The sequence below is a fragment of the Sutcliffiella sp. NPDC057660 genome, from assembly GCF_042800035.1.
Taxonomy (GTDB): Bacteria; Bacillota; Bacilli; order Bacillales; family Bacillaceae_I; genus Sutcliffiella_A.
On sequence record NZ_JBHVHV010000015.1, the window covers coordinates 22,895 to 41,151 of the forward strand.

19 protein-coding genes are annotated in these 18,257 nt (G+C 43.4%); 4 read left to right on the top strand and 15 right to left on the bottom strand.

Translation table 11 applies throughout. The annotated features are described in order from the left end of the window. Nucleotides 1-30: 30 nt before the first annotated feature. A complete protein-coding gene (locus ACFVAD_RS17425; protein ID WP_386642853.1) occupies nt 31-792 on the bottom strand; it encodes an SDR family oxidoreductase in 762 nt (253 codons plus the stop codon). Nucleotides 793-923: 131 nt separating this feature from the next. On the opposite strand from ACFVAD_RS17425, the gene ACFVAD_RS17430 reads away from it, so the two are divergent. After that, nucleotides 924-2,237, top strand: coding sequence for a purine-cytosine permease family protein (locus ACFVAD_RS17430; protein ID WP_386642856.1), 1,314 nt, complete (start codon nt 924-926; stop codon nt 2,235-2,237). 26 nt (nt 2,238-2,263) lie between these two features. Here ACFVAD_RS17430 and ACFVAD_RS17435 read toward each other — a convergent pair whose 3' ends face one another. Continuing rightward, complete coding sequence (locus ACFVAD_RS17435) at nt 2,264-2,431, bottom strand: hypothetical protein (protein WP_386642859.1); 168 nt, start codon at nt 2,429-2,431, stop codon at nt 2,264-2,266. A 108-nt stretch (nt 2,432-2,539) separates the two neighbouring features. Here ACFVAD_RS17435 and ACFVAD_RS17440 point away from each other — a divergent pair, with 108 nt between their 5' ends. Together ACFVAD_RS17440 and ACFVAD_RS17445 are read left to right on the top strand one after the other, a co-directional pair. Beyond that, nucleotides 2,540-2,977: a universal stress protein gene (locus ACFVAD_RS17440; RefSeq protein ID WP_386642862.1), complete on the top strand. Its 438-nt coding sequence runs from the start codon at nt 2,540-2,542 to the stop codon at nt 2,975-2,977. Between the two features lie 89 nt (nt 2,978-3,066). Further along, complete coding sequence (locus tag ACFVAD_RS17445; protein WP_386642865.1) at nt 3,067-3,381, top strand: hypothetical protein; 315 nt, start codon at nt 3,067-3,069, stop codon at nt 3,379-3,381. 51 nt (nt 3,382-3,432) lie between these two features. Here the strand turns inward: ACFVAD_RS17445 and ACFVAD_RS17450 are convergent, their stop codons facing one another. The 8 genes from ACFVAD_RS17450 to sppA form a co-directional block, all read right to left on the bottom strand. Next, nucleotides 3,433-4,263, bottom strand: a complete 831-nt coding sequence (locus ACFVAD_RS17450; RefSeq protein ID WP_386642868.1) for an EcsC family protein — start codon at nt 4,261-4,263, stop codon at nt 3,433-3,435. Nucleotides 4,264-4,368: 105 nt separating this feature from the next. Beyond that, a complete protein-coding gene (locus tag ACFVAD_RS17455) occupies nt 4,369-5,556 on the bottom strand; it encodes an acetate kinase (protein ID WP_386642871.1) in 1,188 nt (395 codons plus the stop codon). Nucleotides 5,557-5,753: 197 nt separating this feature from the next. Further along, nucleotides 5,754-6,749, bottom strand: a complete 996-nt coding sequence (locus ACFVAD_RS17460; protein WP_386642874.1) for a class I SAM-dependent methyltransferase — start codon at nt 6,747-6,749, stop codon at nt 5,754-5,756. Nucleotides 6,750-6,906: 157 nt separating this feature from the next. Beyond that, on the bottom strand, nt 6,907-7,407 hold the full coding sequence (gene tpx, locus ACFVAD_RS17465) for a thiol peroxidase (protein ID WP_386642877.1): 501 nt from the start codon (nt 7,405-7,407) through the stop codon (nt 6,907-6,909). Nucleotides 7,408-7,723: 316 nt separating this feature from the next. After that, nucleotides 7,724-8,203: a GerW family sporulation protein gene (gene ytfJ / locus ACFVAD_RS17470; RefSeq protein WP_386642880.1), complete on the bottom strand. Its 480-nt coding sequence runs from the start codon at nt 8,201-8,203 to the stop codon at nt 7,724-7,726. Nucleotides 8,204-8,224: 21 nt separating this feature from the next. Further along, nucleotides 8,225-9,040 carry a DUF2953 domain-containing protein gene (locus tag ACFVAD_RS17475; RefSeq protein ID WP_386642883.1) on the bottom strand — a complete coding sequence of 272 codons (816 nt, stop codon included), beginning with the start codon at nt 9,038-9,040 and terminating at the stop codon, nt 8,225-8,227. Then, nucleotides 9,009-9,608, bottom strand: coding sequence for an RDD family protein (locus ACFVAD_RS17480; protein WP_386642886.1), 600 nt, complete (start codon nt 9,606-9,608; stop codon nt 9,009-9,011). Before ACFVAD_RS17480 ends, ACFVAD_RS17475 begins: the two co-directional genes overlap by 32 nt. A 12-nt stretch (nt 9,609-9,620) precedes the next feature. Continuing rightward, complete coding sequence (gene sppA / locus ACFVAD_RS17485; RefSeq protein WP_386642889.1) at nt 9,621-10,625, bottom strand: signal peptide peptidase SppA; 1,005 nt, start codon at nt 10,623-10,625, stop codon at nt 9,621-9,623. A gap of 179 nt (nt 10,626-10,804) precedes the next feature. On the opposite strand from sppA, the gene ACFVAD_RS17490 reads away from it, so the two are divergent. Next, complete coding sequence (locus ACFVAD_RS17490; RefSeq protein WP_386642892.1) at nt 10,805-11,605, top strand: NAD kinase; 801 nt, start codon at nt 10,805-10,807, stop codon at nt 11,603-11,605. Nucleotides 11,606-11,655: 50 nt separating this feature from the next. On the opposite strand, the gene ACFVAD_RS17495 is transcribed toward ACFVAD_RS17490, so the two are convergent. The 5 genes from ACFVAD_RS17495 to ACFVAD_RS17515 form a co-directional block, all read right to left on the bottom strand. Further along, nucleotides 11,656-13,248 carry an amidohydrolase gene (locus tag ACFVAD_RS17495; RefSeq protein ID WP_386642895.1) on the bottom strand — a complete coding sequence of 531 codons (1,593 nt, stop codon included), beginning with the start codon at nt 13,246-13,248 and terminating at the stop codon, nt 11,656-11,658. A gap of 132 nt (nt 13,249-13,380) precedes the next feature. Beyond that, nucleotides 13,381-14,967, bottom strand: a complete 1,587-nt coding sequence (gene mbcS, locus ACFVAD_RS17500; RefSeq protein ID WP_386642898.1) for an acyl-CoA synthetase MbcS — start codon at nt 14,965-14,967, stop codon at nt 13,381-13,383. A gap of 514 nt (nt 14,968-15,481) precedes the next feature. Next, nucleotides 15,482-15,685, bottom strand: coding sequence for an alpha/beta-type small acid-soluble spore protein (locus tag ACFVAD_RS17505; protein ID WP_047972144.1), 204 nt, complete (start codon nt 15,683-15,685; stop codon nt 15,482-15,484). A 92-nt stretch (nt 15,686-15,777) separates the two neighbouring features. Next, nucleotides 15,778-16,986 carry a tRNA uracil 4-sulfurtransferase ThiI gene (thiI, locus tag ACFVAD_RS17510; RefSeq protein ID WP_386643129.1) on the bottom strand — a complete coding sequence of 403 codons (1,209 nt, stop codon included), beginning with the start codon at nt 16,984-16,986 and terminating at the stop codon, nt 15,778-15,780. Nucleotides 16,987-16,992: 6 nt separating this feature from the next. Beyond that, nucleotides 16,993-18,129 (bottom strand): cysteine desulfurase family protein, encoded by a 1,137-nt coding sequence (locus ACFVAD_RS17515; protein ID WP_386643131.1) that lies wholly within the window; start codon nt 18,127-18,129, stop codon nt 16,993-16,995. Between the last annotated feature and the right edge of the window lie 128 nt (nt 18,130-18,257).

Genomic DNA, 18,257 nt, shown 5'->3' on the forward strand with positions numbered 1-18,257 from the left:
GGACAAGCGAGTGGTGTAATCGGAGGCACTCTAGCGGTACCGATTGATGACATCCACTCCCCCTGTAACTTCCATTACTGCCCCTGTGATCATATCTGAATCATCGTCACATAAGAAAAGAATGGCCCGTGCAATATCTTCCCCGGTTCCCGAACGTCCCACTGGGGTTTGGTCATCTGCAATGCCTCGTGAATACGCGATATCCGCCTCTTTCATTTCCCCTACAATATTTCCTGGACATATCATATTAGCGGTTATTCCATTCTCTGCCTCTTCAATGGCGATGGATTTTGTCAGGGACACCAATCCCACCTTCGAAGCTGCAAAAGCGGAACGATAGATCCAACCTGGTGAGGATTCCGCTCCTTGAAACCCGTAAGTAACAATTCTCCCAAACTTCTGCTCTCTCATGATCGGAATGGCATGGCGAAATAAATGAAATACCGAACTCAAGTTGCCTTCTAGCATCTCATACCATTCATCTTCGGTATAATCTGCGAGCTTTTTCCGTTCAAAAATATAAGGTCCTGCATTATTTATCAAGTAATCGATGCGACCGAATCTATGGACAGCTTCTGTAACAAATCGTTCCATGTCCTTTTTTTTCGTCACATCCCCTTGAAAGAAATGAAGTCGGTCTTCTCCATAATGAGCCCATTTCTCTTTTAGTTTTTCAACCGCGTCCATGTCACTTCGGAAATTGATGGAAACAGTACAGCCTTTTTCTAAAAGCATTTCAGATACTTTCTTTCCTAGTCCTTTGGAACCAGCTGTTATCAAAGCATGACGCAAAACAGGATTCCCCCTTAAACTGAAGTCTCTCTCTATTTTCATGCAGAATAAAAAAATTTACAACATTTAAGCTGTCAACATGCGATAAAATGAAACTAACATCATTTAAGCGGGAAGAAGGGAACACCGTCGTGGCAAATTTAGAAAACACCGTACCTCTTCGTCACACAAGAGTTGAAAAATTCGGACTGGAAGCAGTGCCCCAGGATCTAAGAAAAACCAAATGGTATGAGTATATGATCATTCAAATAGCATTTTCCGTTAATGCAGGAAACTTTCTCGTCCCGGCATTGGCGGTCATTGAGGGCGGCTTGAGCTTTAAGGCTGCATTTCTGTCCACGATTGTCGGGGCCGCACTTGCTTTCCTATTTGTGTCCTTCCTATCATTGCCTGGAGCGGAACGTGGCATACCTTCACAGTTTGCGATCAGATCGATTATCGGCGTAAAAGGTGCACGATTTGTCTCTTCCCCATTAAGAACGATCACATCGCTTTACTGGTTTTCGGTACAAACCATTGGAGGCGCATTGGTGGTGCAATTCCTATTGGAACGGTTCCTTAAGGCTTCCATTCCCTTTGCTGTCATTGCCATGTTCCTCGCATCCATTATGACGCTGTTGGCACTTGTCGGGTTCGAAGCAGTGAAGAAAGCGACGAAATACTTCATGCCATTATTGCTGACAGGACAGATTCTAATGTTCTTTCTATTAATAAGAGAACTGTCTGACAAACCTATTCTGGCTGCCAGTGAGGGGTCATGGGATCTGTCGATGATGGTTTTCTTTGCAAGCCTTGCTTTTGTACAGTACGTTTCTGGTGTATCTGCCTCTTCGGATATGACCAGATATGCCATCACTGCTAAACAAGGTTTCTGGGGACTCTATGCCGGTAATGTTTCAGGATTTATCCTCACGGCGTTTTTCGGGGCATTTACAGCGAGTCTGAACGGCTCTTTGAACCCCTTTATCGCTACAAGCGAAATGACCGGTTCTGCTGTATATGGCTCAATTATCCTTGGCGCAGCGATGGTCTCGATGATTTCCATCAACCTAAGCAACGCCTATACGGGAGGCTTCAGCCTGCTTAATTCTCTTCCGGAACTAGGAAGATTAAAGAGTTCGCTGATCTTCGGGGTGGCAGGCATTCTACTTTCCCTGACACCTGAACTCGTGGAACAGGCAAAAGACTATATATCCCTGATAGGTGCCTTTGTTATTCCTTTATCCGCTGTGATTGTAACAGATTTTCTGTTCATCAAAAAATTAAAAATAAACGCGGAGCATACATTACCCACCTACAACAAAGCCGCATTTTATTGTATTGTTGCAGGTATCCTACTCTATTTTCTGCTGCCTGAACCCTTCTCTCCAGGATTTTTATCATTTCTGTTTACAGGCTGCTTATATGTATTGATCAAGAAACTACTCAAAAAGGTGCCGGCATAGTTGCCTGCACCTTTTTTATAGAAAAATTATTGTCCCTCTTGCTTGTTCGGCTCTTCTTCTGTCGGCTGATAGGCATTCTGGCTGTACTGGTCCCCTACCACTCCACTTGAGTAGGCATCCGTAATTTGATTATGCACTTGATTTACCGCTTCATCGTCATAAGAAAATATCTCTTTTGGATCTTTATCTTTCATACTTTTTCATCCACCTTTCTCATCTCTTTTTACCATGATAGCTTTCCTCGTTTATCATTCTTTTAAATGTGGTAAAAAATAGTATAAAAGAGAATGGAGTTGATCAAGATGGATGAATCATATAGAAATATTCTTGTTGCAATCGACGGTTCCGAAGAAGGAAAATCGGCTTTTCATAAAGCTATTCATCTCTGTTTACAAAATAATGCAGCACTTTTCATTGCACATGTCATTGATATCAGGTCCATTGCAACGTTGGAGGCATATGATGTGACAATGACTGAAGAGGCGGAAGCACATGCAAGAGAGCTATTGCGTGATTACGGGGAAGAGGCAAAAGAGAAAGGCGTCCACACCGTGAAAACCATCATGGAGTTTGGCTCTCCCAAACAGACGCTGCCCAATGAAATTGCAGAAGATCATCAAATAGATCTTATGGTTTGTGGTTCCTCGGATATGAATTTTGCTGAAAGGCTCGTTAGTGGCAGTGTCTCTGAAAAGATTGTACGCCATGCAAATTGCGATGTACTTGTCGTACGGCGATAAAAGCGGGAAGCAGATATTTCCTTTTCATAGATTGTTGAACTCGCTTGTTATACAATAAAGAAAACGAGGAGAAAAAGGATGTTGTCGTCATGTTTTCTTTTAGACAAAATGAACGATTAGGGATTCCCTTGCCGGAATTGGAGATGGATTGGAATCAATACAGCAAAGAAATCCAGCAGAATATTCTATTGGAATGGGAAAAAATCAGAGGGAAGATCCCGGACAGAATCAAGGAATTGGAAAATGAGATCAACGAAAAGCAGGAAAGGTTGAATAACGAATCCAATTTTGAACGGTCCTGCCAATTGAATTCAGATATTGCGGAACTAGCAAGTGTGATCAATGATCTGTGGCTTTGGTATCGCATGAATCAGCATGTATCACAAGATCGTCTGCACGCCTGAAAATAAAAGGACCGGCACTCAAACTAGGTTTGAATGCCGGTCTTTTTTGAATTATTTGTTCACAGAAAGATGGCGCATCACATAGTAATGATGGGCAAATTGAGAGACTTCTTTTGTCCAATAATAATTGGTGCCCGCACCTGCCACCATGCCTATAATAGGAATGCCATTCACTTTCCTACGGCCAAGCAACACGACAAATAATAGTTTTACAAGGTGAAACAAAGGCTGTTGGAGCCAAACGGTGGGATGGTCCTTTTCCGAAATAGTGTCAAAATAGAGATCCTCTTCCTGTCCAAGATCTTTTGTCAGTGACTGCCACCGCTCAAATTGATATTTTTTCGGAATGGTAGCACAGTAGAACAGCTGCAGCGCCTTCACCATTTCATAAGGTGTGCTGGCACGGTAACCGAATGATAACGCAATCAGCTGGGTTGTGCGAATATTCAATGCTGCAAAAGCTGGAATATCCACTGCAAGTGTAGAAAGCTTGCCAGTACCGGTCATCCCTCCCTGGATAACGGAGTACAGCTTTTGCTTGGCAATCTGCTGTTCTGCAATAAAAGCTTTTTGGCTTAGAGTCAAAGTCTGGATGTCTTCAATCGTTTCCACATCCTCTTTATAGCTTTGGGCCATTTTCAAGATCCGTTCTTCGGCCTGCTGCTGAAAGGAAGATTGCTGGATAAAACCGTGTAAGTGGAATAGCCAGGTGTCAATTTGAGAAAAGAACATATCTTTGGTGTCCTCCGGCAGGTATTCAAATGCCAGGTCCAACCAATAATCCACTGTGGTGCTGAACTGTGATGGTTCATATGAATAAAGGGTATGCTCCCAATTTGCTATTCTTTGTTTCCATTGTTCTTCGCTGGATATGACAGACACTGTCTTCCCCTCACTCTCATTTATGATTAGTACCATTATAGCATAGAAGCAGACTGTAAAAAAAAGCCCAAGTCGGGAGAAATATCCAGACTCAGGCTTTCATTTTTATAGTGCTATTTTTACAACATCTCTTGCGATCATTACTTCTTCATTTGTAGGGATGACCATTACTTTTACCGGTGAATGAGGGTAGTTGATGAATGCTTCTTTACCACGTACCTTATTCAATGCCGGATCCCAGTATACGCCCATGAATTCAAGGCCCTGGAGTACACGAGCACGGATTACATCACTGTTCTCCCCGATACCAGCTGTGAAGATGATGGCGTCCACACCGAACATTCTTGCAGCATAAGAACCGATGTATTTATGGATACGGCTTGCAAACACTTCAAGAGCAAGTTCCGCACGTTCATTACCTTCCTTTGCAGAAGACTCGATATCACGCAAGTCACTGGAGAAACCGGATACCCCTAAGATACCACTGCGTTTATTTAATACATCCAAGACTTCGTCAGCCGTTTTTCCTGTCTTCTCCATAATGAATGGAATTAAAGCCGGGTCGATATTACCGGAACGAGTTCCCATCGCTACACCAGCCAATGGTGTGAAGCCCATGGAAGTATCGATTGATTTACCGCCCTCGATAGCAGCGATACTCGCACCATTACCTAAATGGCAGGAGATCAGACGAAGCTGTTCAACCGGTCTGCCAAGAAGCTCCGCTGCACGCTCTGATACATACTTATGGGAAGTTCCGTGGAAACCATATTTACGTACACCATAATCCTCATAGTACTCGTATGGCAAGCTGTACAAGAAAGACTTTTCAGGCATCGTCTGATGGAATGCCGTATCAAAAACAGCAACTGCCGGAACGTTCGGCAGGATTTCCTTGAAGGCTTTTATTCCAACGATGTTTGCAGGGTTATGAAGAGGGGCCAATTCGGAAAGCTCTTCAAGCTGACCTAGCACTTCATCCGTAATCAGGACGGAATCATTGAATTTCTCTCCACCATGCACGACGCGGTGGCCGATTCCTGTAATTTCGTCAAAGCTTTGTATGATACCCAAATCTATCAGTTTGCTCAATAGTATTTTAACCGCTACTCCATGTTCCGGAATGTCTGTGATTTCTGTTACTTTTTCACCGTTCACGGAAATAGTGAATACTGCATCATTTAAACCGATACGTTCCACTAGCCCTTTTGTAATAACATTCTCACTTGGCATTTCGAAAAGTTGGAACTTAAGAGAAGAACTACCTGCATTTATCGCAATAACTTTTGACATGACGTTACGTACAACTCCTTTTATATTGTCACTCTTCGTTTGAAATTAGGGTGACCATACTCTATCCTAGCTTGTGCAATGCACGTTCATTATATATACCTTTTTCATTTAAACACCGTCATAATTCAATTGCAAGAGCCTTCCCTTAATGGTAACGCTTACCTTATATATTCGTTATTTTCTGAATAGAGTCACCTTTATTTGGAGGTGTTTTTTTCCGTAAACCACTGATTGATCTGCCCCATCATCCGCTCCATCGCCTGAACGTTGGAGAAGCTTGGAAGACTGGCAAGCAGTGCCTCTTTCGGCTTTTCCACTCCTATGCCTTTTTTCTGGAGGATCAGGATGCTTTTTCCGTGCTTAATGTTCTGGAACATGGATTCGGGCAGCTGCAGCATCCCTTGGATATACGCTTCTTCCTTGATAAGAGAATTCAATCTTGGTGCATCCTCGTCCTCGAACATGGAGTTGGGAATAAGGAAGAAGAGGTATCCACCTGATTTGGTATACTTCAAGCTCTGTTCAATAAATAGATAGTGCGCATAGGAATGGCCTTCCGAGGCTTTCAGCTGGAAGTTGGCAGCATTCACCGCGTTCGGATAGTAGCCAACTGGCAGGTCACTAACCACGACATCCACAGGCTCCAGATATAAATTACCCAAGCTATCCTGGTTGAATAGATTGATGGACTGCTCCTGCAGATTGGCATTATTATAAGCAAGCTTTACTAGAAGATCGTCTACATCAATTCCGAAACCTTCAAGTTTCTTCCCTTGCAGATGGTTAAGCACAGCAGTCAACAGGTTTCCTGTACCAACAGCAGGATCGAGAAGTGTCAGCTGCTGCTCTTGGGAAGTGAATTTCCCTACAAGATAACCCATAAATATGGCAATGGCATCGGGAGTCATCTGATGATGAACCTGAGCCGCATCCTTCATGCCTTTTAGAATGGCAAGCTGGAATCCTTTACGGATTTCTTCCTTACTTAGTGACTGCAGCTTCAACTTGTCATACTCCTTTGTGAGGCGGCGCTTTGTCACTTCCGATACTTCTTCCTGGATTACGTCCCCGTGAAACATATTCTCGGCCGTTTCCGCAAGTGCCTCCAAGTACGTGCACCCCAATTCCTCCTGCAAAATCTGCGCGGTTGTATCAAATAAACTAAATGTGTTTTCCAATTTGGTAATGGACATTCTGACACTCCTATTCTTCTTTCCTTAATGAGTATACTTATTTTAACTAGCGTTGCCCTAAAAGTGCAAGCGGCTTGACCAGCTCCGACAAGCAAAAAAATAAAGCAGACTGCATATTCCACAGTCTGCTCCTATCGATGCCAAATAAGACAATAAATTATTCAGCAGCTTTTAAAGCTTCGATAGCTGCATCATAGTCAGGGTGATCTGTTCCTTCACCAACATATTCCACATAAGTTACAGTATCATTTGAATCGACTACGAAAGTAGAACGAGCCAATAAACGAAGTTCTTGCATTAACACGCCATACGCTTCACCAAATGATGCATCACGGTGATCGGAAACAACTTGTACGTTATCAAGTCCGCTGGCAGCACACCAACGCTTTTGAGCGAAAGGCAGATCCATACTGACAGTGATTACTTTTACGTTATCCAATTTAGAAGCTTCTTCATTGAAACGGCGGGTCTGTGCATCACATACACCTGTGTCGATAGATGGAACTACACTGATTAATCGCTTGAAACCTTTGGAATCTTCAAGAGTCACTGGGGATAGATCGTTTGCAAGTACGGAAAAATTAGGCGCCTTATCCCCAACTTTAACTTCGCTTCCGACTAAAGTCATTTTGTTCCCTTTGAATGTAACGTTTGCCATGAAATGTTCACTCCTTATAAGTTATGTACAATGTTAATAATAGCCCTGTTGGGGGTGTTTTGCAATTAATCACCCTCCATAATCACTTTTTAAAAGGGGCTCTGTTACTTTCTAGTGTTGATTTAACAAGAATCTAGCTGTTGATTGGAGCAAAAGGCGGAGACTCCTGCGGGAGATGGCGTTTAGTGAGAGACCCCACAGGCGAAGCCGAGGAGGCTCTCGTCAGCCCCGCGGAAAGCGCAGCCTTTTGCGGAAATCAACAGCGGTGTTTAACAGAGCCATAAAAAAAGAAGTCAACTGCTAAGCAGCCAACTTCTTAAAAGTCCAGATCCTGTTTGTGATCTGAATAGGAGTTGTGATTGGAATGCTGGTTTTGATTCTTTTTATTGCTGTTCATCATCTGCTGCACTTTTTCCACCGCTTGTGGAGCAAGATCCAGAATGCGCTCGTAGAGATGTGTGCTTTCATCAAGATGGAGCATTTTCACACCTGAAGAGCTGACAATCAAGAAGGCGATAGGCGTAATGGAAACTCCACCACCGCTACCTCCACCAAAAGGAAGCTTAGACTGCTGTTGCTGGCCATTGCCGCCGTCATGCTTTTCCTGACCTGAAGAAGAAGTGCCTTGAAATTCACTTCCCCCTGCTGCGAATCCAAATCCCACCTTCGACACGGTAAGGATGACACTTCCATCAGGTGTCTCAACAGGATCACCTATGATGGTATTCACATCAATCATATCTTTCAAGTTTTCCATTGCGGTCGTCATCAGACTTTTAATAGGATGTTCGGACATATAGATCCTCCTTCTTTACACTTACATAGATTCTTGTCTATCTTCTTCTTTAGAGAGCATGGATAAAGGACGAGTCTTGAATTTTGGCCTCCCGCCCTTCCAATATTTAACGGTTCTTATTCCTGCTAGAATAGCATACCCGATTTGAAAACGAATCATACACTTAATCAGAGTTTGAGAGACCATCATTTGAAAGTAGGGGGTAATAGTGAGAACCGGCTGTGTCTGCAATTTGGTATAATGGCTCATAAAGCCGACTAACCCACCCTTTAGCGTCCACCCCGCACCAACAACCATTCCGGTATGTGCAGCATCCCCAAGGCCGATATTACTGTGCCATTCGAATTCCTTGATTTCCATTTTTGATAAAAACCTTCTTACTATTTTATGGATTCCCACCACATGTCTCACCAGTTCATAGGTGTCACGAAAGCTGTTGAGTATTTCCTCCGGGGAATACTTTTTATCCTTCTCCTTCGTCTCCCCATCCTTCCCCATATGAGTCTCTTCCTTCACTTCAATGGAGGCCGTCTCCTTGTCCACTTTTATTAATGGGACATCTATCGTATAACGAATAAGCCCAAACCAGGCGCTTAAGCGGATTATCATTTCGTCATCATCCTGCTGGTGATGATAATAAAAATGGACCGTGATTTTAGTGAAAAATATCAATAAAAATAGTAGAAGGACGATTCCAGCTAAAATACCAATCCAAATCAATATACTCACGCCCTTTCCGTCAACAATCATTATCTCCTTGGGCAAAAAAAATAAACCTGCAAGCTTCAAGCCTGCAGGTTTATCATCAATTTTCATGAACAACACTAGTATCAGCAAAGAGGTCATGCACTCCTTGCTTCTTTTTCGTGAAAGCGGCAACCAGATAGACTACAAAGGTGATAGGCGCAAAAACACCGGCAATATATCGCCCGATCCCTTCACGGAACAAGACCGTCTTCCAGGATAGCTTTTCCTCCGCAAGATCGACTACTCTCAGTCCAAATACCATTTTACCCAGCGTCTGCTTAAAGTATTTGGTCATCAGGATAAAGTAGGCATAAAAGACAATGGTCGTCGCAATAGCGGCCGGCGAAAACATGGAGCTCTCTCCCGTAGAAAGTCCAAGCACCCTAAATAGCGGAACAATCAATATGGAGCCAATACTCCAAATAATGATTCCGTCCAAGAGAAATGCCCACAGTCTCATCCAGAAGCCCGCAAACCGATATACAGGTCTTTCAGGCGGAGACTTAAAAATGGTGTTATTTACTACGCCTGCACTAGGATAGGAATCGTGCACAAGCTCCTCTTCGACGTTCTCCACATGAATCTCTTCTACATTCTCATTCTTATTTTCAGATACCGTATTCATTTCCGGTTCTGTTCTATTTGATTCTTCTCTCATTCTTCCACCCTCCTAGTCCGCATACAAGTACATCAGTCTTGGGGAGTTAGGCTGGTTGATGAGCTTCGCAAGCATCTGCATCTCAGAATCCGGTTTAAGTAGGGAGCTGGCATTCATACTGAAGAGGGAGCCCAGCCCTACATTTTCTTCATACTGGATCACTTGGACGCTTCCTAATTTATGATCCTTTTTGATAGCGTCCACGACATCCTCGAAATAACCTATTTCATCAACAATATTGATGTCTTTGGCCTGCTGGCCGTCGTAGATGCGGCCATCTGCAATGTTGCGCACCTCTGCCTCACTCATTTCTCTACCCTCGACAATAACGTTGACAAAGCGGTCGTACATATTGTCAACCATCGTTTGCAGAATTTGGCGCTCTTCATCCGTCATATCCTTTGTTGGGGACATGATATCCTTATAAGGCCCACTTTTAAAGGTCTCGAATTTCACACCATACTTTTCTGCAAGCTCCTTGTAGTTCACACCTTGCATAATGACACCGATGGAGCCGGTAATCGTTTCATTGGTTGCAAAAATTTTATCAGCAGGAGCCGCGATGTAATAACCACCGGAAGCGGCCATCGCTCCCATGGAAACATAAATCGGCTTTTTCGTCTCTTCTTTGATTTCCATCAATCTTTTATGTATTTCCGCACTTTCCGACACCCCGCCACCTGGCGTGTTCACCCTAAGCACAATTCCTTTGATTGAATCATCTTCCTTTGCCTGTTCAAGCATTCTCAAGAATTGGCGATGATTATAGCCTGCGGTTTGAAAAATGGATGTCACATCTTCCCCCAGGTCTTGAATGGCGCCATTCACTTCCAATACTAAAAGCTTGCGGTCCGGGTTGCCCTCTTCCACCACTTTTTCAACAAATCCTGTGTCTGTTCCAAAAAAATCTGACAGTGACTCACTGCTTTCCGTTGCGCTAGCAGTCATATTCGTCACGATTGATACCAAAAATAGCAATGAGGCTATACCTAATGCTGCCCACCGTTTTCCGCTCATGCTAAAACCTCCTAAAGTGTGTGTACAGTACTACTACGTTAAATTCTTTCAAAAAGTTTCATGAAAATGATAAACTATTCACAATATAGAATTGTACTAAAAACAAAACGAAAAGGATAATGATTATTGGTTATCCTTTGATTTTCCACCATTAATTATTAATCAGAGGAGGAAAAAAGATGACAGAGCGCCGTAAAATGTATTTTTTTTACAAAAAAGAGCAGGACCTTGAAACAAAGGTGAACAACTTGCAGCTGTTAGCGGAAGCCAATAACTTTGAGGTGGTAAAAGATTACCGGACAGCCAACATCATTGTTGCCGTCGGAGGAGATGGGACGTTCCTGCAGGCTGTCCAAAAAACTGGCTTCAAGGAGGATTGCCTGTACGCAGGTATTACTACGGAATATTCGTCAAGCTTCTATTGCGATTTTCATATAGACGAAACCGATAAAATGGTGGAAGCTATGACAAATGAACAGATTGAAGTTAGAAAATACCCTACTATTCAAGTGACAGTGGATGATTTGTCCAAGTTTTATTGCCTGAATGAATGTTCGATTAGATCAGCCATCATCAAAACCTTTGCAATCGATGTTTACATAGACGACCTCCATTTCGAAACATTCCGTGGAGATGGCATGATTGTTTCCACACCGACCGGAAGCACCGCGTACAATAAATCCGTACATGGAGCGGTTGTGGACCCGATGCTGCCATGCTTCCAGGTAAGCGAGCTTGCTTCGATCAACAATAACAGCTATCGTACACTTGGCTCGCCATTCATTATGGCTGGCGCAAGAAAGCTGACTCTAAAAGTGGTCCAGGACGGCAATGACTACCCGACTATCGGTATCGACAACGAAGCCTTGAGTATCCGTCATGTCGAAAAACTCGATATCCAATTGACCGACCAGAAAATCAAAACGGTAAAACTGAAGGACAATTCATTCTGGGAAAAAGTGAAACGTACTTTCCTATAAGGAAAACAGCCCACTCCATCATATCTGGAGTGGGGTGTTTTAGCGGCATGTCACTTTTGATACATAACAGTTCCGTCCACGACCGTCATCCTTACATTGGTCTCCAGTATTTCATCAGCCGAAATCTGAAACAGATCTTTATCCAGTATCGTGAAATCCGCATAGTACCCTTCCTTGATCAGACCTTGCTTATCTTCCTCGCCAATGGCCTGGGCACTTCCTTTCGTGAATAATTGGATGGCTTCATACATCGATAAGCACTGCTCCGGTAGATACACCGTTTGTTCCGGGTCGGATGGCACCTGCCTTGTGACAGCGGCATGTATCCCGAGCAACGGATCTACCGGCTCTATTGGAGCATCAGATCCACCTGCGCATATCAACCCTTCATCAAGCAGCGTTTTCCACGCATAGCTGTATTTCAGGCGCTCTTCTCCAAGCCGTTCAATAATCCAAGGAAAATCCGTTGCGACAAACCGGGGCTGAATATCCAGGATGATAGGGAGCTTTTTCGCACGCTCAATCAAACTCTCTGTTAAAATCTGTGCATGGATGAGACGGTCCCTTTCCCCTGCTGGTGCAGGATAAAGCTCGATTACATCCAAAATATATTCAAAAGCCAGATCTCCGATCGTGTGTACCGCAACTGGCATCCCGTAATCCCTCGCTTTTTTGACAAGCCTCTCCAGCTGTTCTTTCGAATGGATCTCCACCCCAGAGGTTTCAGGTGCATCATTATAAGGCCTGCTTAAAAGTGCTGTTCTTCCCCCAAGCGCACCATCGGCAAAAATCTTCATCGCACCAAGCGTGATAAATTCTGTGGAATCTTTATAGCGGTGGCCGAATTCATGCATATCATCTACAACCTCATGATGCACAAGAAGATGTGCCCTGTATTTGCATTTGTCACGTTCAATCAGATTGACAAATGCACCGTACGTTTTGTGGAAACTGCCGTAATAGCTTAGATCCTCACTGTGGCTCCCTACCAGGCCAAGTCTCAGGCAATCCTGAACCGACTTTTTCAGTGCGGTATACAAATATTCTTCTGTCGCTTTCGGAATGACCGCTTTGACCAGCTCCTGTGCTTGATCCAATAGATATCCTGTGGGCTCACCTTGCTCGTCCTTCACAATAACGCCTCCAGGAGGATTTTCGGTATCCTTCGTGATTCCTGCGAGCTCTAATGCCTTGGAATTTACGAGTACCGCATGACGGCATACTCTCGATAGGATCATCGGATGGCTGGATGTGATTTCATCCAGTTCTGCACGATGAAAGATTTTTCGATCGATAAAATTGTTTTCATTCCATCCCTCTCCAAAAATCCATTCTCCAACGGGGGTGTCAGCAACTTTTTCGAACAGCTCCTTTTTCATTTCCTGTGCGGATGTCATTTCGGATAAATCCAAGCGGAGCAGTTTTTCCCCGTGTCCGATCAGATGCATATGACTGTCGGTAAATCCAGGGTACATCACCGCTCCTTGAAGATCCCTTTTCGCAGCAGCAGCAGCATATTTCTGGGTCAGCTCTTTTGCAGCCCCAATTTCTTTAATTACTCCATTCTCCGTGTAGACCGCTTCCACCGTTTGGCCTTCTTCCACAAGGGTATAAATCTTGCCCCCAAACCATATTTCTCCCATATACTTTCTTGCCCCTTTTCCTATGTAAGTTTTTAAGGTTATAGTTTCAGATTATCATTTGTAAGGGTCCTATACAAAAGAACTGCATGCAGAACAAAGGCGGGTAATGGTTCCATTACCCGCCAACCTTATTTACTTTGCTTTTGATGCCGATTCCTTTTGTCTCAATTCGATTCTTCTTATTTTACCTGATGTCGTTTTCGGCAATTCCGCCACATACTCTATCTTTCGAGGATATTTATATGGTGCTGTAAGCTCTTTGACGTGCTCCTGCAAAAGCTTGGTCAATTTAGCCTCTTCTTTTTCTGCACCATCCTGCAGAACGACAAAAGCCTTGACAACACTTCCTCTGATTTCATCCGGGCTTGCAACCACCGCACATTCACGGACAAATGGATGCTTCACGAGTGCATCCTCCACTTCAAATGGTCCAATCGTATAGCCTGAACTGATGATGATATCGTCACTGCGCCCTTCAAACCAGAAGTAGCCCTCTTCGTCCTTTTTCGCCCGATCACCTGTAATGTAATATTCCCCTCTAAATTGTCCTGACGTACGTTCCGGATCTTTGTAGTAATGCTTGAACAGTGCAGGAGTCTCGATATGCACCGCGATATCCCCTACTTCACCTACCTCACATTCCTCGGCATTATCATTGATGATGGTAACTCTGTTTCCTGGAGTCGGTTTCCCCATGGAGCCCGATTTGATTTCCATCCCCTTCAGAACACCAATCAAAAGAGTATTCTCCGTTTGCCCATAACCGTCCCTTACATCAATTTCAAAATGCCTTCTGAACGTGTCGATAACCTCTCTATTAAGCGGTTCCCCTGCGGATACAGCACTATGGAGATGCGGCAGCGAATAGGCATCCAGATTATCCACCTTCGCCATGATCCGGTACTCTGTCGGTGTGCAGCAGAGGACATTCACTTCGTACTTTTCCAGGAGCTTCAAATAAGTGTTAGGATCAAATTTCCCATGATAAACGAACCCTGTAGCACCTGAACCAAGTGTAGAAAGGAATGGACTCCAGATCCATTTTTGCCAACCTGGGCTCGCCGTTGCCCAAACCACGTCATTCTCCTCGATTCCCAGCCAATGTTTGGATGTTGTGCGAAGGTGCGCATAGGCCCAGCCATGTGTATGGACAACACCTTTCGGGTTCCCTGTAGTTCCTGATGTATAGGAAAGGAAAGCCACGTCGTCTTTGGAAGTTTCAGCGAAAGGCATGGTGTCGGATTGTTTCTCCATCTCGTCTTGGAGATCCTTCCAGCCTGCATCATTGAATCCTCCTACACTGAAGCGGATCAAGCTGCCCACTTCCTCTAGTTTATTAGCCTGTTCCACATAAGGATGGTACGTAATGATCCCTTTCACATCCCCATGCTCAATTCGATAGGATAAGTCCTTTTCCCTCAGCATTTCAGAGCATGGAATCACAACCAGGCCGGCTTTCAATGCACCAAGGTAGATTCTATAGGAATCAATCAGTCTAGGCATCATCAGAAGGACAACATCCCCTTTTTTCAGTCCCTCGGCAAGTAAAGCGTTTCCAATTTTATTTGCAGCTTTCATTAATTCCTGATATGTAACCTGATCTTTTTCCCCTTGCTCGCTTTCCCAGATCAGTGCAAGCTTTTCACCAGCTTGTGCAAACTTTTCCACTTCCTGAACAAGGTTGTACTTTTCTGGTGCCAATAATTCCTCTCTCAACATATGAAGTCATCCCCTTTGTATTAGTACTACCTCTATCTTACAAAATTTTTTAAATAATTTGAATTATTTTGTTGGAATTTTATCATGTTAATTTAAATGTTGAGCAATGGATAGGAGTCAATGAATAATTGTTTAGGATTAAATATCGGATATCCTGGATCGGAAAAAGAGTCTGTTGGATTAAAAATGTAGTTTACTGGATTAAATATGAAGTTATCTGGATTAAAAAATGGGTACAAAGGATTAAATACAGTTTTAGTCCAGAAAAGGCACTAAATAAATATGTGTCGATTCCAACTCTCACTTCTTATACATAAAAATAGCGCCCTCCAAAGGAGGCGCCACCATTCAATTACTGTTCATTTGATTTTTTTGCGTGTTTTGGCTCACTCCGACGTTTGCGGCCTTGCTTTTTTTGCTGCTTTTCCACCTGGTTCTGCTCTTTCATAAACAAACACCTCCAGAGAATATAAGAAAGGTGGGGTCGCCCCCACCTCGTAGCCATTTATATTTATTATTTTTGGTAACCGCCACCAAAGCTTTGCTCAGCCATTTGAACTAAGCGCTTAGTGATTTCTCCACCAACGGAACCGTTAGCGCGAGCAGTTGCATCAGGACCAAGTTGAACTCCGAATTCAGAAGCGATTTCGTATTTCATTTGGTCAAGAGCTTGTTGTACACCAGGTACAACTAGTTGGTTTGAACTGTTGTTTGCCATGTGTTTTCACCTCCTTGTGAATATAGAATGTGTAAAAACACATGGCATCATTCATGTTTTAAAAATGGTAATTGTTCACAGGTTTTCAGCCTTTAAAATAGTTCCTTGAAAAGACTGTCTTCTTTATCTGATTTTCCCGTTATTTTAAGCTTTTCAGTGTTTTCAACCGCATCTTTTACCATCTGTTCCACGTCAAAAAAGCTTTCATAGAAGTTGATTTTTTCTGCTTTCGGCTTCGTTTTCGGTGAAGCGGGAGTGAAAATGGTACAACAGTCTTCATATGGGCGATTGGAAATTTCCAATGTATCTATTTTATCCGCAATCTCCATGATTTCCGTTTTATCCATCGTAATCAATGGACGGATAATCGGTGTACTTGTGACTTCATTGATGGCTACCATGCTCTGCAGGGTCTGGCTTGCAACCTGACCAAGGCTTTCACCTGTTATGATTGCAAGTCCTTTTTCTTGCTCACGCAGCTTATCTGCTATCAACAGCATGAATCTTCTCGTGGAGGTCATGGTGTAGTTTTCAGGAATCTGCTTTTGGATGGCAACCTGGATGTCAGTGAATGGAACGATATGCAGATTGATGGAAGGACCGAATTCTGTCAGTTTTTCAGCCAGATCGATCACCTTTTGCTTTGCGCGTTCACTTGTGTAGGGAGGGCTGAAAAAGTGTACTATTTGCAGCTCGATTCCCCTCTTCATCGCGAGATATCCCGCAACCGGACTATCAATCCCACCTGAGAGCATCAATACGCCTTTTCCACTCGAACCAACCGGCAGGCCACCTGCTCCTAAAATGTCCTTACAGGTAATATAAGTGGCATCCTCGCGTACCTCCACCCTGACATTTATATCTGGTTCTTTGACATTCACCTTCAGATTTTCTGTGTTTATCAATAGATGAGATCCAATCGCATGGTTCAACCCGTTTGTATCGAGTTCAAACTTTTTGTACGCTCTTTTTGCCGTTACTTTAAAAGTCTTACCCTCATAAGGCAATGCTTTTAAGGCATAGAGCGCTCCTTTTTTCATATCTTCAAGCTCCGTTGCTGTTTTTACTGCAAGACTGAATGAGTAGATTCCGAATACACGTTGAAGCTTTTCAATGATTGGCTCCGGCGGTTCCCCGTTCAGCTTGATAAACATTCTATCTCTGCTTTTTTCGATTCCAACTTTAGGGAAGTCTTTTACTTTATCCAGGATGTTCGAACTGAGCTTTTGAACAAACTGTTTTCTGTTTCTACCTTTAGTGGACATTTCCCCATACCTGATCAAAATGTGGTCATAATTCATCATTTTCTACCTCGTTACCTGTTTTATTGTGTCGATTGCTTTAGCTACTTCTTTTAAAAATATATCAAGCTCTTCTTTCGTTGATTCGAAGGTCATACTGATACGGATTGCCGTCTCGGAGCGGTCCTTCGAGAGCCCCATTGCAGAAAGTGTTTTACTTGGTGCCTTTCGCTTGGAGGAACAGGCGGAAGTTGTTGATACGAAAATCCCCTTTTCACCAAGTGCATGCACCAACACTTCCGATTTCACTTTCGGAACGGAAAAATTGACGATATGCGGGGCTGAGTCATGGGAAGGTGTATTGACTGCAAGCTCTTTCCTCTCAGTCAGTTCGTTCATCAAATACTCTTTCAGGCTTTGAATGGAATCCAAACGCTTTTCACTGAGTTCCATGGTCATTCTTAATGCCTTGGTCATCGCCACAATCCCGGCAACATTTTCTGTACCCGAACGGAGCGTCCATTCCTGATTTCCTCCACTAAAGAGGGGATGCAACTTTACCCCCTGCTTGACAACCAATACCCCGTTCCCTTTTAGTCCATGAAATTTATGGGAGGAGATGGAACATAAATCGATTCCCTCCATATTCAGTTGAACTTTTCCTATCCCCTGCACATGGTCCACATGAAGACTTGCGTGAGGAAACTGTTTAACCACTTTTTTTATTTCCTCAATAGGCTGGATGACTCCCGTTTCATTATTTACATGGATGATGGAAACAAGAATCGTTTCCTTCTTCATCGCTTTTTCCACTTGTTCCGGGGAAACTCTTCCTTCCCCATTTACCGGTAGAATCGTTACCTCAAATCCTTCTTTCCTTAGGTCCTCCACCGCATTGGTGACAGATGGATGTTCGACTGAGGTTGTGATGATATGGTTACCGAGATGTTTTTTGCTGAGGGCAGACCCTTTTATTGCCAGGTTATTACTCTCAGTTCCACCGGATGTGAAGATGATTTCCCTATGCTCCACCTTCAGTAGGGATGCTATCACCTCACGGGAATGATGAAGCAGCTTTTCCGCTTCTCCCCCTAGGGAATGAAGAGAGGAAGGGTTGCCAAAATAATTGGTGGATACAGCTATATAGGAATCTAACACTTCTTTATAAGGTTTTGTTGTCGCACTATTATCCAAATAGATCATCATAAATCCTCCAGCTTGGGATGCAAGTATTTCACTGATAATTATTTCATCTAAGCAAATATTAATGTTAGCACACTTTACAAATAGGGAAAAGATTAGGTCATATCCATTCGTGAAAACAGACATTT